Source organism: Massilibacteroides vaginae (genome assembly GCF_900178525.1).
Classification (GTDB): domain Bacteria; phylum Bacteroidota; class Bacteroidia; order Bacteroidales; family Tannerellaceae; genus Massilibacteroides; species Massilibacteroides vaginae.
On sequence record NZ_FXDJ01000007.1, the window covers coordinates 183,748 to 200,544 of the forward strand.

The following is a 16,797-nucleotide window of genomic DNA, read 5'->3' on the forward strand; positions in this document are numbered from 1 at the left end:
AACGAAATGAGCTTTCCCGGGAAAATAGCGATTATGGGTGGTGGTAGTTGGGCCACGGCTTTAGCTAAAATCGTATTGTCTAATCAGGATACCATCAACTGGTACATGAGAAGAACTGAGCAAATCGATGATTTTATACGAATGCGGCACAACCCATCCTACCTGACCAGCGTATACTTCGACACGGATAAAATACATTTTTATTCCGATATAAATGAAGTGATTCGTGAATCAGACACACTGATTTTCGCGACTCCTTCTCCATTTTTAAAGCAGCATTTGGCAAAGGTTTCAACACAGTTGGATGATAAGTTTATCATTTCAGCGATTAAGGGAATAGTTCCGGATGAAAATATGCTGATCGCTGATTATTTTTCGGAATATTACAAAGTCCCGGCAAATAACATCGCGATTATAGGAGGACCATGTCATGCGGAAGAAATATCGTTTGAGCGCCTCTCCTACCTCACATTAGCATGCAGGGATATTGAAAAGGCGAAAACGCTGTCCGGAATCTTCAACAACTCCTATCTGAAGAGTTCTTGTAGCGAAGATGTGGAAGGTATTGAGTACGCTTCGGTTTTGAAGAACGTGTATTCCATCGTTGCCGGTATATGTCATGGCATGAAGTACGGAGATAATTTTCAAGCCGTATTTATTTCGAACGCGATTGAAGAGATGCGTAATTTCGTTCATGCCGTACACGGACTTGCGAGAGACATTACCGACTCGGCTTATTTAGGGGATCTGTTGGTTACAGCTTATTCCCGATTCAGTCGAAACCGGACTTTTGGTACGATGATTGGCAAAGGATACTCTGTTAGCACCGCTCAATTAGAGATGGAGATGATAGCAGAAGGTTATTACGGAACCAAGTGTATTCATGAAATCAACGAAAGATATCAGGTCAACATGCCTATACTGGATGCCTTGTATGCCATTCTTTATGAGCGTAAATCACCGGTTGCCGTAATTAAGCAATTGACTGAAACATTTAAATAATCAGACAGAAATTATATATGAAAAACATTGGTTTAAACATTGACAAAGCCCTTGGTAAAATAACCAAAGAGCAAGTATATGCGCAGGAGAATAAGGCAAACGCTGCTAATTCTATGCTGCACAAAGGTACAGGAGAAGGCAATGATTTCTTAGGTTGGCTTAATCTGCCTTCGTCTATCACTGAAGCTGAATTGGCTGATATTGAAAACACAGCAGCCAAACTACGTTCAAAATGTGAAATCGTAGTAGCTATCGGTATCGGTGGCAGTTACCTGGGAACAAAAGCGGTGGTTGAAGCATTAAACAGCAGCTTCGACTGGCTACAAACAGAGCGCAAGAACCCAGTATTGGTTTATGCCGGACATAATATCGGTGAAGATTATCTGTACGAACTTACCGAACTGTTGAAAGGTAAACAATTCGGCTTGATTAACATTTCCAAATCAGGTACAACAACCGAACCTGCTTTAGCTTTCCGTATTCTGAAAAAACAATTGGAAGATGCTGTAGGTAAAACTGAAGCAAAAGAACGTATCGTTGCTATTACGGATGAGAAGAAAGGAGCACTGCGTACATTGGCAAATCAGGAAGGATACAAAACATTCATTATTCCGGATAATGTAGGTGGACGTTTTTCTGTGCTTACTCCGGTAGGTTTACTTCCTATCGCAGTTGCCGGTATTAGTATTCGTGAATTGGTAAGTGGTGCGGTTGTTATGGAAAAAGCAACTGCCGACACGGTTCCTTTCGCTGATAACATCGCGACGATCTACGCTGCCATTCGTAACGAACTATACAAAGACGGAAAGAAGATTGAAATTTTAGCAAACTTCCATCCGAAATTGCATTATATCGCTGAGTGGTGGAAACAACTATACGGAGAAAGTGAAGGCAAAGACAACAAGGGTATCTTCCCGGCGTCTGTTGACTTGACCACAGATTTACACTCTATGGGACAATGGATCCAGGAAGGCGAACGTTCGATATTCGAAACCGTTATCTCTGTTGAAAACGCTGACAGAACTGTTCTTGTTCCTTCAGACGAAGCTGATCTGGACGGACTTAACTTCCTTGCCGGAAAACGTGTGGATGAAGTGAACAAAATGGCGGAGCTGGGTACACAATTAGCTCATGTAGATGGTGGTGTTCCTAATATTAAAATCACTTTGCCACAAGTAAATGCTTATTATATCGGTCAATTGTTCTACTTCTTTGAAAAAGCATGTGGCATCAGCGGTTATATGTTAGAAGTAAACCCATTCAATCAGCCGGGAGTAGAAGCCTACAAGAAAAACATGTTCGCTCTGTTGAACAAACCGGGATATGAAAAAGAAACCACGGAAATCAAATCTCGTTTGTAATTTCCACGGTTTACACTAAAATAGTAGATATTTCTATTTTTATAGGCTATTCCCGAAAAAAGGATAGCCTATATTTTTATTCCGTTCTGTACTTACAGCATGAAGGTAAATTGTGATACACACTATCCGATGCGCGATGATGTTCCATTTCGGATCAAAAGGAATATCCGGTTGGGAGTAATTTTTTCCTTGTTTTAACGTTAAAACCGGGGTTCAATTGTTGTTTTTTTGACGATTTCTATATGGCTGATAATCAGCAATATGTATCCCCTGAAAAACATAAAGGTTATTTTTCGAAAAATAAAGGTTATTTTTAAAAAAATAAAGGATATGTTTTTATTCATATAGTAATGCAAAAAAACACCACTACCAATCGGATAAATAATTTAATCTTTTTAATTAAATCCGATAGATACAGATAAAGGGAAGAGAAACATCGTCTGCCATCACTACACCGGGCGGTGCGGTATAAGCAGATATTTGTTTGAATACCGGTTGTTCAACAAGTGAGGTAAACAAAGCCAATGTTTCTTCTTTTGCAAATATAGTTAATCCGATGAGTCAAAGTCAAAGCGTACAATAAAAAAATCGATCTATTGAATAGATGAAGTAATTATTCTTATAAGTCAGCATTTTTTTTATTCGCAATCAAAAAGTTATTTATTCCCTCAAATTCCTGTTCTTTTAATTACATATTCCATTTTTTACTATATCGATGTTCGCCATAAGAAAAAAATCAAATAATTAGATTCATTTTTTGTATAAACAACAAGGAAGGTTAAGGCCCGTGTCGAAAACATTACAAACATTTAAACTGTTCTTTTTACGACATAAGGTATATATTAATACTATAACCCCCTTGATTCTATATATCAAAAATTATCAAATGAAAATACACGAATATCAAGCTAAAAAGTTTTTTTCGGACTATAAGATACCTGTAGAAAGGTATAAACTTTGTGTAAACGCGGCAGAAGCCGCCACGGCATGGTCTGAAATCGGAACAGAGAAAGTAGTAGTGAAAGCACAGGTACTAACCGGAGGACGCGGAAAAGCCGGCGGCGTAAAGCTCGCTAAAAATGAAGCGGAAACACAAGCACATGCCAAAACTATTCTGGGAATGGACATTAAAGGATTCACGGTAGAGAAGGTTATCGTTAGCGAAGCCGTCCATATCGAATCCGAATATTATGTCAGCTTTGTAATAGACCGCAATACCAAATCCGTTTTACTCATGATGAGCCCCGACGGTGGTATGGATATTGAAGCTGTAGCAAAAGATACACCTGATAGAATTTACAAGTACAGTATCGATCCGTTAATTGGGTTACCGGATTATCTGGCACGTAAATACGCCTTCAGATTATTTACCGAAATCGGTCAGGTAAATCAGATGGCAGCCATTCTTCAGAATCTTTATCGTCTTTTTATCGAAAAAGATGCTTCCCTAACCGAAATTAATCCGTTAGTGCGAACAGCCGAAGGTTATCTGATGGCTATCGACGCAAAGATGACCTTTGACGATAACGCGCTTTTCCGACACCCGGATGTAGTCGCGCTGTTTGAACCGACACCCGAAGAGAAAATAGAAACACAAGCCAAAGAAAAAGGATTCAGTTATGTGCATTTAGACGGTGAAATCGGCTGTATGGTCAATGGTGCCGGACTGGCGATGGCTACGATGGATATGATCAAACTTTATGGCGGACATCCGGCAAATTTTCTTGATATCGGAGGAAGCTCAAATCCTCAAAAAGTGATCGACGCAATGAAGTTACTGCTAAACGACAAGCAGGTAAAGGTCGTACTTATTAATATTTTCGGGGGCATTACCCGATGTGATGATGTGGCTCGCGGACTAATTACCGCCTTTGAAGAGATCAACACAACCATTCCTGTCGTAGTACGACTAACAGGAACCAACGAAAAAGAGGGCAGGGAGTTACTTAAAGATACCCTCCTCATCTCGGCCGATACCATGAGCGAAGCCACACGCATGGCAGTAAAAGTAACCGGTTCAACCCTTAAACAATAAAACGATGAGTATACTAATCAATCAAGATACACGTGTGATCGTGCAAGGAATCACCGGAAGAGACGGTGGTTTCCACACCGAAAAAATGAAAGCATACGGAACAAAGGTAGTAGGCGGAACATCGCCCGGAAAAGGCGGATCTACCGTAAACGGACTTCCTGTTTTTAATACGGTAGAAGAAGCCGTAGCGACAACTGCTGCAAATACCTCTATCATTTTTGTACCCGCGCGTTTTGCTGCCGATTCTATAATGGAGGCTGCCGATGCCGGTATAAAACTTATTATCTGTATTACCGAAGGCATACCTACTGTCGACGTTATCAAAGCGCATCGTTTCGTACAGGAACGAGGTGCTACACTGATCGGCCCGAACTGTCCCGGATTAGTTACGCCGGACGAAAGTCTTGTAGGTATACTTCCCGGACATATCTTTAAGAAAGGAAATATCGGCGTGTTAAGCCGTAGCGGCACACTGACTTACGAAGTGGTTTATCATCTTTCGGCCGCAGGCATGGGACAATCCACGGCTGTGGGCATGGGTGGTGATCCTGTTGTGGGACTTTATTTCCGTGATTTACTGGAGCGTTTTGAAAAAGATCCCGACACGCACGCCATCGTTATGATCGGTGAAATCGGAGGAAACGCGGAAGAACTGGCTGCCGAATACATTCGCCACCATGTAACCAAACCCGTAGTCGCTTTCATTGCCGGACAGTCTGCTCCTCCGGGTAAACAAATGGGGCATGCCGGTGCCATTATCTCCAGCGGATCAGGTACAGCCGCCGAAAAAATAGCCGCCTTAGAAGCAGCCGGTGTTCGTGTAGCCAAAGAGCCCGGAGAAATTCCCGGACTATTGAAATAATATTTTCTTATCTGATATAGCAGAGGCGCGCGGATTGTACGCCTCTGCTTTTTTTATATCATTTCACTTCAACCATTCTACCTTCCGTGTTCGCGCGGGTTAAGTTATCATACATCGCCTCACAATAAACCGGTGGTAAATAGAAACGCCCCGGATACACAGCACACAAATTAATCCGCACTGTAACCTGACGACCGGCAGGCAGGTAGTCAATATGACTGTACGTACGATCATCACGAATATCCTGATAATTCACCATGCTTTGCAGATCACTTGCCTGTGCATCATCATGCAAGAAGCGCGTATTCAGTATTTCCCACCCGGCAGGGAATATCTCCGTAAGCACCACATTTCTAATCCCGCGTGAGGATGGATTACGAACAGTTACAACAGCTGTAAAATTCGTTCCCTGCTCTAAATTATCCACATTCACCGCTCTTCCGGCTGCATCCGTGTAAGACACCGCAAGGGCCATGCCATTATTGTAAGCAACTTCCTCGCCTTGTTCGGGAATACCTTCCGTTATAACCCGTACGAAGAGAGTAGATTTTCCCGTATTACTTAATTCGGCAGTAGTGGTCTTAGCAGCGTTATTCAGTAAGTCTTCGCTCCAAATATTCTTACCGCTTTGCACCTTATCCGATTTTCCACCCACCGCATACGAAAACGCCATGGCATCTCCTGTTGTATATTTCTTCAGATAAGAAGAGACTCCCATTAAGGCGTATGCCGTGGATTGCGTACTCAACCAGTCGTTCGTGCTGAGTTTAGTGGAGATAGCCTTTGCCAGTACAGAAGCATCTTGCGCTTTATCCAGCAAGCAAAGTGTTTGTAAACGCATTGCCTGATCACGGAGGTCACTTCCGAAAGTCAGGTCAAATTCATCATAGCGTGTGGCCACTTCGGCTGTTTTTGTAATTAACTCGGTAGCTACATCCTGTCTGCCGGCTAAAGCATAAGCCGTGGCAAGCATAGATACAGAAGCCGAACTCCGCGGACTTCTTTCCTTCAGCCGGTTCATGGCTCCGATCTCCGGCGAATTAGCCAAAGCAAGCACCAGCAAACGGTATGCCTGTGTAAGCTCTTCGGAAGAAGAATAAAAAGAAGGAGCAGTAGCCGGTTGCCATTTACGAGCCACTAATTTAAGATTGTTCAGCACCGTTTGCTTCAGTGAAGAAGGTACCAGATAACCTTTCGACTCAGCTTCGATCAGGAAGTGAGCCACATAAACTGTTCCCCAACTGTTAGTAGATGTGCCACCCGGCCAATAGGCAAATGCACCCTCGGCGGTTTGATAAGAACGCACACGGGAAATCACTTGCTTAACCGCTACATCAGCAGATGCTGATTGGGCTTCACTAAGCGAAACCAACTCCTTCAGATAAAGTTGTGGAAAAGCCTTGGAAGTGATCTGTTCCAGACATCCATGCGGATAGCCCAACAGGTATTTTAAACGCATCGACAAGTTAAGCGGAGGAATATCCGATACTTCAAGTGTCAGTTTATTTGTTCCGTCCGCACCGGGCATCGCTACCGTTTCTTTCCAAGTTTTCCCACCTTCAAGCGTAGCCGGAAGCACCTTTGTCTGAGCTCGTCTAACGGAACGTATTTCTATATCGGTTTCATACACCGTTTGCTCACCTTTTCCTGTAGCGACTAATTTAATATGTCCGGCTCCGGGTTTTTCTTTCACACGGATACGGAAGGTAGCCTGCTTATCGGTCATCTCATCAAAATTCAGTTCGCCCGTTGAATTACCTACTATTTCCATATTATTGGAACATTGGATTGATACTTTTACAAGGCCTACACCTTTCTCTGTGGCAAATACAGTGGCCGGAACCACCATCTCCTCTCCCACACCAATTACGCGTGGCAATGTTCCAAGCAGCATTACGGGTTTACGAACAAGTACACTTTTATCGGTATGTCCATAGGCCATGCCGTCTCCGGCTACAACCATCATGCGTACACGCCCGTTGTAGTTCGGCATCGCATACGTATGACGTTTTTTCTCACCTTTCTTCAAAAGGAACGGACCTTCGAATTGCACCACCGGCTTAAAGCGGTTTACAATTGCTTTCGGACCTTTATTCAGGGCATCGTCTCCACCAATACTGAATAATTGTTCGATGCGCCCTCCGTAAGCACCTACCACGAAATTATACATATCCCAGGTGCTTACACCTAATGCTTCACGGGCGTTGAATACTTTCCACGGGTCAGGTGTGGCAAAGCGGGTAAGATCCAACAAGCCTTCATCCACTATTGCCAGCGTATAAGCCATCGGGCGTCCGTTCTTTTCAGAAACAGTGATATCGTATGCTTGATCCGGTTTCAGTTCATCGGCCGTATGAAGCATAGGGTACAGGTAACTCTGCGGTGAAGTAACCGTTACCGGAACAACTCCGTAAAGACGGATCGGCAGGTCATTTAGCGTCTCGCCGTGCGGTTGTAACAGCGTGATGTACACGTACGAGTTCGGCTGCATATCTTCCGTTACTTTAAGCTTCACGGTTGTTTCTTTTGCCTTGCAGTCGAAATGATTTACGGAGAGTACTTTTGTACCGTTTTCGATTGTAAGTATCGCTTTACTTGTTTCGGTTGACGGGAAAGTTATCACCATCTGATCGCCTACAGCATAGCTTTCTTTATCCGTTTTGAACGCAAGCGTATGAGGAGACTTCCCACCATCGGCATCCCGTCGGCCTTCGTTATAAGGCCAATCGAAATAGCTCATTACGCCGGTAGAATGTTTGCCCGAACGGTCTTTCACACGTATAAAATAAGTTCCCCACTCTTCGTTAGTAAAGGAGACGTCAAACTTCGCCTTTCCGTTTGCATCGGTACGGACAGCGAATTCTTTTATCGGCTTGTTATACGAGTCAGACACGTAACTTGCCAAGCGACTTGCGTCCGAACTCCACCACCAGTACCAATAGACTTTGTAAATCGTAACATCTACGTCTTGATCACTCAAAGAAGTGCCGTCGTAATTCAGCATGGCCACATCATACGTATAGTTTTGTCCGGTATTTAACTGCTCTTTTCCGGACTGCGGAGAACGAAGTCCTACGTAACGACGATACGGCGAATAAAACATCCGCGCACCGTCAATACTGAAATCACCGGATTCTTCATATACATGGGTTACTAAATTAGCCAGCAACATACCGGGCGCATGACTACCCAGGTCAAAACGCAATTTCACAAGCGCATCTCCCTTTTCATCAGTCGTGCCGGTTATCAGTTTACTTTCTTCACTGTTAAATGTCTTTGCCGGATCATCAAACACAAAATCATTGTAGCCCTTAAAAGACGTAGCCGTAGGAATGAAAGTTCCCTTAATATCGTATTTCAGATTACGGGCTGTAGCACCCTGCAACCATTCCACGTGCATATTCACATCGAAGTTTTCGCCAATCAACAAAGGTTTTTCAGGGATGGGCAAATTAATTTTCAGCCGATTAGGCTTGATCGCCTCCACACGGACGCGCTTATCAAAAGTTAAGCCGCCAACATGTACTGTCGCGGTCCATGCCCCTGTCGGTACATCCGGATCAGTTGGCAAACTAAAAGAATAAAGTCCCATTTCACCGCGAACTTGTGTTTTGCGCAGATAAACCTGCCCTAACGGATTGCGCAATTCCATAACCACCGGATGTTCTTCCGGCAGATTTTTCTCACGGTCGTTCAGCATAAAAGCCAGATGCAACGTATCGCCCGGACGCCATACTCCGCGTTCACCATAAATAAACCCTTTAATACCCTTCTGCACTACCTCGCCGTCAATATCAAATGTACTTAACGACAACGCCAGTCCGGCATCGACTCGTAAATAAGAACGCTGACTACCTTGTGTTGCGATCAGGTAATGTGGTTTACGATTATTCAGCGCAAGGCGAATAAATCCGTTATCATCGGTCACCCCTTTAGTCAGCTCCTGATGCTGGTAATTATAAACAGCAACCTCCACCCCCTTCTGAGGTAATGCGTTGAGCAGATTATTGACCATCACAATCATTTCATTACCTTCTCCTCCCTTTGCTATAACGCCTAAGTTTGAAGCCAGCACATTCTTGCCGATACGTTTGTTGTAATAATAGCTGCTTGAACAAGGATTGTCGATTTCATCGTAATCATAGTCATACCAGTTAAAGTTTTCATTATAATAACTGTACCAACCCTTATCGAAACGACCTGTTTCTTCGCGCAGCTCGATCGCGTCAAGAGCAAGGAGTTCCTCTTTAGACAACACGGCGGTAGGTTCATCACAAGGATAAGCCGACAAATTACGGTCAAAAGATAGTTCCACCCGGTAGATTGCACCCGGTTCCGGTTGAATCAGTTCTTTCAAATCAATGGCAAACGTGTTCCATTGACTCAGGTCGAGACCTTCTTCGTCTAAAAATATCGTTTTACGTGCCACGATGCGACCAACACGCACCAGTTCGTAAGTACCCGAAAGGTCATTGTTTTGCAGAAACTGTCCGATATTTTGTTCATTGATACGAATCACACGCGCCACCACACCACGAAGATAAATCGCCTCGAAAGGAACTGTCAGCTCCGTAGACTGTGGAATAACAACTCCCTCACCAATAAAGCGAACCATTGGTGCCGCTTCCGAAAGGGCAATCTGTCTGACTACAGATTCTCCCAACTGAAGCCCACTTTTCGAACGGATCCCACTATTTAAATGTACATTCGTATTTCCCTTACGCCCGGCATCCGGATAAAGGCGTATTTTATTACCCGATATACTCACCACGGCAGAATTATTACCCTCCACGTAAGCCAAACCGTCCATTGTTTGATTCTCATCCAGCAACTTTGTAAAAGTAACCTCTATAAAACGTTCCGGATCGGTCTTCAACGCCACGTTATAAACGGAAAAATCGTTCATGCCCGGAATAGGAACCGACAACAAGTCTTTCTCCTCCACCCTTTCTTTATTCGCGCCAACAGACACAACCAGATTACGCTCCGCATCCGGTCCAGCCGGTACGTTCGAAAGCAACAACTCGTGCTTCTTACCATCCGCGCTTTGTTGCCATACGGTTGTAACCTTCTCAGAGATACGAAGCAAAGGTTCGATTGTTGCCCGCTCCTCCCTGTCGGGTGTAAAAAGCGTTATAGCCACATCATAGCCATTTTCATTGTCCTTATTGATGTCGAAAGTGTTCACACTTCCCCGCAAAGCCAAACCATACGTAGAAAAAGAAAAAGCGAACTCACGTTCTTCCGGATTTACCTCAAACAAACCACTCATATCCACCTTGACACGATACTCCGTATCACGCTTAAATTCCTTAGCGGGACGAAACACGATCGTACGATTGTTTTCAAATGCGAACGCACCCTCCGTTTCCGGCGTAATTTTAAGATGCTTTTTCAACACCTCAGCTGTCAGGCGAGTAAAATCCACGTCACGATTCAGTAATAAATAAACCGGAGAAAAACGAGAAACCTTCCCACTCGTAAAAGCCTCAATATTGGAATTGTAGGGAATCGCATTATCTGTTTTTATTTTTGGTCCACACCCCATTAATACACATAGCAATAAAAAAGGTGCTAAAAAACTTAGCTTAGTCATAATATGATGTTCTTTTTGTTTAAACTTCAAAACCCTTGTTTAGAAACAAATATACAAATAGTTAGACAACGGCTCATAAACTTTAGCATATTTATGCGAACAGAAACACAGAAGGCACATCTCTTTTATCGGAAGAACTCATTTTTTAACATTACAAAACACATAATATCATTTTAAAACACACAATAAAAGCCACAAAACAAATAAATTGATCAGAAAACGCCAGATAATAACAACAAATGTTAAAAACACACCTTTTTTTCGCCCATTATCAATAAAAAAATCAATCAACTCTCCAAAAAAACAATAGTATATGTTTTGAAAAATATCCTTTATTTATAAAAAAATATCCTTTATCCACAAAAAAAGATAGTAATATGCTTTTTGGAAATAAGAAGCTATCCAACAAATACGTTTTTAAATTAGATTTAAGAGATTTGGAGTTAAAATGAACCCGCAGTTCATCCGAAGTGTTAAAAAAGGCTGAGAAGCAATCTTTTCAGCACGCGATTTATTAACTAAATTTTATACAACAAAACAATTTTATTCGGGGAAGACGGGTTTTATATAGAAAATGAAGGTTCTTTGGTTTGCTCCTACCGGGTTGCTTGAGTACGGATATGGGGATAAGCTCAAGTAGCCACTTTCGGCAGACATAACCCCTTGAATGAAAATAATACCTATTGCATTTGTTGATTCAATCCATTTTTGAGGAGAGAGAGTAAAAGCATTTAATCCCGCTTCTTTTCTAAACCTATCGAATTCGATAGGTTTAAAATTCGGATTATACAAACTTTCCCAAATTCCCAGATACTCAATTATATTTCGATTGCGCATCCAGTTTGCAACTACAATAAATGGTTCTTCTGACTTAATTTTGCAATATCCGTCAGAGAGATATAATCGGCATTATTGATATTAACTACTGTGACTTCTGTTTCCTGTACTTTTATTTTTGCCATATTTACTTCTGTTTTTCATTGTGTTAAATCTACCACATTTCGGTTCTGCAAATTTAGCTTAATTTATTGAAATTCATTGTATGTAATAAAAAGCATAAACCTTGTTATATCCTCGTTTCTAACGAACTTTCCTATACAATCTACTTAAAAACGTATTTAACTGTTTAAAATAACAAAAAGAAGTTCCTTTGTTTGCTTGTATATCTTTTTAAAGATTATCTTGGCACACAATTTAGAGAATTATTATGCGTAGACGTGTTACTACTTTTTTAATTTTACTGCCATTGGCACTACTCACAAGCTTGCCTTGCTCAATAAAGCAAGACCTCAAGCAGCTATTGGGTATTTCTGTCAACACATCGGCACAAATAGAAAAGAGTAAGGTCAGCAATAGCATATGTGCTTATACTTCTTTTCAGAAAAAGAAAAGCAACAAACAGCAACAGCTTAACATCAAGCAGAAGCAAAGCGTTGCGCACTTCCTTATTCAGCCTTTAGTGCCAACTGGTAGTTTGCTTTATCAAAGCTCTGGGTCTGACCCCGGTACATCATCTACAATCCCCCTATTTCTGGCTTACAGAAAATTAATCATTTGATTTAGACTATATATTATTGCAGGTAAGATAACATTTATTTTACCCGGGTTTTAGTGTATTCAATTTTAAATAATTAATTATCTGTTTATGAAAAATAATCAAGAATTACAGCAAACATATCTTTTAGCAGGAACCTTCACATTAGCCTTACGTTTAGTGGTAGGCTGGACCTATTTTTCTGCTTTTTGGAGAAGATTGATTCTCGAAAACAAACTGATTCAGGATGAAGTCGGATATATAGGAGAAAAATTCAATCATTTCCTACCTAACGCATTAGGAATAAAACCGATGATCGAATATTTAGTTTCTAACCCCGAAGTGTTATGGTGGGCCATGGTAATATTTACGATCATCGAAGCTATAGTAGGATTGTTTATAATGCTGGGGTTATTCACTCGATTGATGAGTGTGGGGGTATTGGGGCTTGCAACCGGAATCTTATTGGGTTCGGGATGGTTAGGAACTACCTGTTTGGATGAATGGCAAATCGGTATATTAGGAATGGCTACAGGGTTTGCAATTTTCTTTACGGGTGGAGGTAAATATTCTCTTGATAATTACTTTCAGGAAAAAAGTCTATTCCAACGATTCAAATACGCGTCCATAGTTATGTCCGGTCCATTGCCCTTTAGTAATAAGTTGATGAAGAAAATCCTCTTATCGGGCACGTTTATTATCTTCTTTATGACCCTGTTTACCAATCAATATTTCCATAATGGAGTATGGGGGAAATTGCATAACAAGTCCGTAAAGCCGGTTGTGGAAATTTCGGACACAAAACTATCTAACGGGAAACTGTCATTTACTGTCTTCAGGGTAGAAGGAGCCGATGTATACGGGTCATTCCTGATTGGTATTCAACTTAAAGATCAAAATGGCAATCTACTTATTGATGAAGATGGAGATTCACTATCTCAGTTTTCAAAATCAAATATTGACAACGCTTATGTTGCAAAGGTTGTCCCGGGCAAGCATAGCCTCATCATCCCTTTAGGAAGCAAAGCTACCTTAACGCTTGAAGATGTGAATTTACGAAACATACCCCGTGGAGTTTATGAGCTAACGCTTGTTGATATTAGCGGTATTACCTGGACTCAGGAAGTTAATTATTAACGGATTGATATGAAAAATGTCCGGATCCATGTTAGAAACACGTGATCCGGACATTATTTAATTACTTCAGCACCGAGCTGCCGACAAATTGATTTCTGCCGGGATCGTACGCTTTACCATCCCGGATTTTGACCGAGTTTGGGGTTCTTTACGTAATCGACAGCAGGAATCGGATAGAAATATAATTTTTCGTTCCAGGTTCTTTTCTGGTCTTTCATAAAGACTAATGTATGCCCATCTTCATCCAACTGGAAATTATTGGTCGCTCCGTTCTCCAATTTCTCCCCAACATACAGGTAATATACACCGGGCACTTTCTCAGGGTTTAACTGCTTAGTGAAACATACGTCGAGCGTACCGTCATTATTCATATCGTAAGGAACGTCGAGCTCCGGAATATAAATGCCATCCCATACTTTCGTAGCCATATCTCCGATCTTCCAGCGACAAATATCCGACCATTCAAAGCCTTCGAAAGAAAGCTCAATCGACCGTTCACGACGGATTTCTAATAGTTCGGGACTACTAATAGATGGGAAAAAGCGGTTTTGCAGATAAGTATCGATCTGAACCGGTTTACTGTTCAACCCACCGGTAATGCCGGCACGAGCGCGAAGAACTCCGATTGTTTTACTCCAATCGTCATCCGTAAGGGTGCCCAGTTCTGCTTTTGCCTCCGCATAATTCAGAAGCACTTCAGCAAACCGGAAGAAAATCGTATTATTGTCACAAATATCCACATTATCATACTGAGTAAAATAATTGTCTCCAACCGGATTTTCCGGTTGATCCGAAAAAAACAAGTAGCTTTGTAAGCGCCTGTTTAAATTTTGCTCGTTGTTGTTTTGAGAATTCTTTTGGAGTTCTATTTTTATTTTATTCTTTGTGAGGTTTTCCATGAGCAAACGAAATTACATAAAAGTTGGTGGAATAATCCTTTTGATATTCCTTGTAAGCTGGGTGATTCTTTTTATAGCAATTCCACGGCAATTGTTTCGTGTGCCTTATTCTACGCTTTTGTACTCGGTCGAAGGGGAGCTTCTGGGCGCGAGAATAGCCAGTGATGGACAATGGCGGTTTCCGCAAGCGGATTCATTGCCTGATAAATTCATTTCCTGCCTGACTACTTATGAGGATAAACGCTTCTTTTATCATCCCGGTGTAGATCCTGTGGCATTGGTTCGTGCGATAAAGAGTAATCTTCGTTCCAAACAGATCGTTAGTGGAGGAAGTACGCTAACCATGCAGTTAGCGAGGCAAGCCAGAGGTAATCAGGACAGGAATATATATGAAAAAGGGATCGAAGCATTGTGGGCGCTTTTTCTGGAAACTACCTACAGTAAACAGGAGATATTAAAGCTGTATGCTTCGCATGCTCCGTTTGGAGGAAATGTGATCGGCATGGAAACGGCAGCCTGGAGGTATTTCGGCAGAAGCGCGTTTCATTTATCTTGGGCAGAAAGCGCTACGTTGGCCGTTCTTCCCAATGCACCGGCACTAATCCATCCCGGACGTAACAGAACGGCTCTGAAGAAAAAACGAGACAAACTACTTCTCTCTTTAAAGAACCAACGGATCATTTCCGCCGAGGAATACGACCTGAGTTGTATGGAACCGCTGCCTGAAGCTCCGCTGCCCTTGCCCGACGAAGCTCCGCATTTATTAGCCCGTATGAGTTTGGAAACTGGTCAAAGCAGACTAAAAACCGCTGTTAAGCAGGAGTTGCAAAAACAGGTTCAACGAATCACAGACAGTTACGCACGGCAATACAGCAGTAACCATATTTATAATCTCGCAGTTCTTGTAGCCGATGTAAAAACAGGAGAAACGCTTGCTTACGCCGGGAATGTAAGCTTCAAGGGCGATGAAAAAAGAGGTAATCAGGTAGATATTATTACTTCGCCTCGCAGCACAGGTAGTATTCTAAAACCATTTTTATACGCCGGCATGTTGCACGACGGACTTTTCCTCCCCGCTACGTTAATATCCGATGTACCACTTAATATTAATGGATTTACACCACAAAATTACAATAAGACATTCTTCGGCGCGGTACCCGCTCATCAAGCGATAGAACGTTCGTTGAATGTTCCACTTGTGCGCATGTTGTCGCAATACAACACAGGGCGATTCATGTCTTTATTAAAATCCCTCGGAATGACCACCTTGCGTTTTAACGAAGAACATTATGGGGCATCACTCATTTTAGGAGGTAGTGAAGGAACGCTTTGGGATCTTTGTGGTATGTATGCCTCATTATCTCGTGTACTCGGACATTACAGAACATACAACGGGCGATATAATCCGGCAGATATACATCCGCTTGCACTTGCACCCACAGAAAAAGAGGTTCCGATAACAAATATTACTGATAAAAGACTCACAGATAAGCCGCTGTTATCTGCCGCTTCCCTTTGGTTTATGACCGAAGCCATGTCTGCCTTAAACCGCCCCGAAGAGGAAGCCGACTGGCAACAATTCTCTTCTATGAAACAAGTAGCCTGGAAGACAGGAACAAGTTATGGGGGACGAGACGCCTGGGCAATCGGATTCACACCGGGTCATGTTGTGGGAGTCTGGGTAGGTAATGCTTCGGGAGAGGGTCGTCCGGGATTAACCGGAGTAGGCAACGCGGCGCCGGTACTGTTCGATGTTTTCTCGCTCCTTCCCTCATCCGGTTGGTTTGATATTCCGTATGATGATTTGGCAGAAACGCCTATTTGCCGTCACAGCGGACATAAAGCTTCTGCTATGTGCGAACAAACGGATACGGTTTATATCCCGATCTCCGGCAACAAGACAACGATTTGCCCTTACCACCGTTGGATTCATTTATCTGCGGATGAACGTTTTCGGGTAAATAGCTCTTGTGAAGCTACGGAAAATATGGTTACACGCTCCTGGTTTGTATTGCCTCCGGCTCAGGAATATTATTATAGAAATTACCATATTGACTATCGCCCACTCCCACCCTTTAAACCCGGATGCGACGGCACGCAAAGTAAACAGATCGACCTGATCTACCCCGAACATAACGCTGTACTTTATCTTCCGAAAGGCTTCTCGGGCGAACAGGAAAGTTTTGTTTTCAAAGCCGCTCACGGACGTGACGACGCTACTTTATATTGGCATCTGGACGATTCGTTTCTGGGAGAAACGAACGGGCAGCATCAAATAAGTTGCCGCCCGTTGTCCGGTAAACATCTGCTTACCCTTATCGATTCATGGGGTAACCAGCGTAAAATTTCTTTTGAAGTAAAAAGCCGGTAA

At 42.5% G+C, this 16,797-nt stretch carries 9 protein-coding genes and 1 pseudogene; 7 read left to right on the forward strand and 3 right to left on the reverse strand.

Annotated elements, in window-relative coordinates; genetic code table 11:
- Window positions 1-6: 6 nt before the first annotated feature.
- The 4 genes from B9Y81_RS03785 to sucD all read left to right on the forward strand — a co-directional run bounded on the left by B9Y81_RS03785 (window position 7) and on the right by sucD (window position 5,260).
- Window positions 7-1,002: an NAD(P)H-dependent glycerol-3-phosphate dehydrogenase gene (locus tag B9Y81_RS03785; RefSeq protein WP_085535675.1), complete on the forward strand. Its 996-nt coding sequence runs from the start codon at window positions 7-9 to the stop codon at window positions 1,000-1,002.
- A 17-nt stretch (window positions 1,003-1,019) separates the two neighbouring features.
- Window positions 1,020-2,363: a glucose-6-phosphate isomerase gene (locus B9Y81_RS03790; RefSeq protein ID WP_085535676.1), complete on the forward strand. Its 1,344-nt coding sequence runs from the start codon at window positions 1,020-1,022 to the stop codon at window positions 2,361-2,363.
- A gap of 886 nt (window positions 2,364-3,249) precedes the next feature.
- The gene (gene sucC / locus B9Y81_RS03795) at window positions 3,250-4,398 is read left to right on the forward strand and encodes an ADP-forming succinate--CoA ligase subunit beta (RefSeq protein WP_085535991.1); all 1,149 of its coding nucleotides are present in this window, start codon (window positions 3,250-3,252) and stop codon (window positions 4,396-4,398) included.
- A 4-nt stretch (window positions 4,399-4,402) separates the two neighbouring features.
- Entirely contained in the window at window positions 4,403-5,260 is an 858-nt protein-coding gene (gene sucD / locus B9Y81_RS03800; protein ID WP_085535677.1) for a succinate--CoA ligase subunit alpha, read from the forward strand.
- Between the two features lie 58 nt (window positions 5,261-5,318).
- Here the strand turns inward: sucD and B9Y81_RS03805 are convergent, their stop codons facing one another.
- Window positions 5,319-10,856, reverse strand: a complete 5,538-nt coding sequence (locus tag B9Y81_RS03805) for an alpha-2-macroglobulin (RefSeq protein WP_085535678.1) — start codon at window positions 10,854-10,856, stop codon at window positions 5,319-5,321.
- A 660-nt stretch (window positions 10,857-11,516) separates the two neighbouring features.
- Window positions 11,517-11,818, reverse strand: a pseudogene (locus B9Y81_RS15380) (KilA-N domain-containing protein); the annotation flags it as partial.
- Between the two features lie 245 nt (window positions 11,819-12,063).
- Here B9Y81_RS15380 and B9Y81_RS03815 point away from each other — a divergent pair.
- The gene (locus tag B9Y81_RS03815) at window positions 12,064-12,414 is read left to right on the forward strand and encodes a hypothetical protein (RefSeq protein WP_085535679.1); all 351 of its coding nucleotides are present in this window, start codon (window positions 12,064-12,066) and stop codon (window positions 12,412-12,414) included.
- A gap of 87 nt (window positions 12,415-12,501) precedes the next feature.
- A complete protein-coding gene (locus tag B9Y81_RS03820; protein WP_085535680.1) occupies window positions 12,502-13,527 on the forward strand; it encodes a TQO small subunit DoxD in 1,026 nt (341 codons plus the stop codon).
- A 113-nt stretch (window positions 13,528-13,640) separates the two neighbouring features.
- Here the strand turns inward: B9Y81_RS03820 and B9Y81_RS03825 are convergent, their stop codons facing one another.
- Window positions 13,641-14,426, reverse strand: coding sequence for a RagB/SusD family nutrient uptake outer membrane protein (locus B9Y81_RS03825; protein WP_085535681.1), 786 nt, complete (start codon window positions 14,424-14,426; stop codon window positions 13,641-13,643).
- Here B9Y81_RS03825 and pbpC point away from each other — a divergent pair.
- Window positions 14,425-16,797 carry a penicillin-binding protein 1C gene (gene pbpC, locus B9Y81_RS03830; protein ID WP_085535682.1) on the forward strand — a complete coding sequence of 791 codons (2,373 nt, stop codon included), beginning with the start codon at window positions 14,425-14,427 and terminating at the stop codon, window positions 16,795-16,797. The genes B9Y81_RS03825 and pbpC overlap by 2 nt on opposite strands.

Excerpts from the sequence above, each read along its gene's own strand:
- B9Y81_RS03785 (WP_085535675.1), top strand. The coding sequence starts at position 7 with ATGAGCTTTCCCGGGAAAATAGCGATTATGGGTGGTGGTAGTTGGGCC.
- B9Y81_RS03790 (WP_085535676.1), top strand. The coding sequence starts at position 1,020 with ATGAAAAACATTGGTTTAAACATTGACAAAGCCCTTGGTAAAATAACC.
- sucC (WP_085535991.1), top strand. The coding sequence starts at position 3,250 with ATGAAAATACACGAATATCAAGCTAAAAAGTTTTTTTCGGACTATAAG.
- sucD (WP_085535677.1), top strand. The coding sequence starts at position 4,403 with ATGAGTATACTAATCAATCAAGATACACGTGTGATCGTGCAAGGAATC.
- B9Y81_RS03805 (WP_085535678.1), bottom strand. The coding sequence starts at position 10,856 with ATGACTAAGCTAAGTTTTTTAGCACCTTTTTTATTGCTATGTGTATTA.
- B9Y81_RS03815 (WP_085535679.1), top strand. The coding sequence starts at position 12,064 with ATGCGTAGACGTGTTACTACTTTTTTAATTTTACTGCCATTGGCACTA.
- B9Y81_RS03820 (WP_085535680.1), top strand. The coding sequence starts at position 12,502 with ATGAAAAATAATCAAGAATTACAGCAAACATATCTTTTAGCAGGAACC.
- pbpC (WP_085535682.1), top strand. The coding sequence starts at position 14,425 with ATGAGCAAACGAAATTACATAAAAGTTGGTGGAATAATCCTTTTGATA.
- B9Y81_RS03825 (WP_085535681.1), bottom strand. The coding sequence starts at position 14,426 with ATGGAAAACCTCACAAAGAATAAAATAAAAATAGAACTCCAAAAGAAT.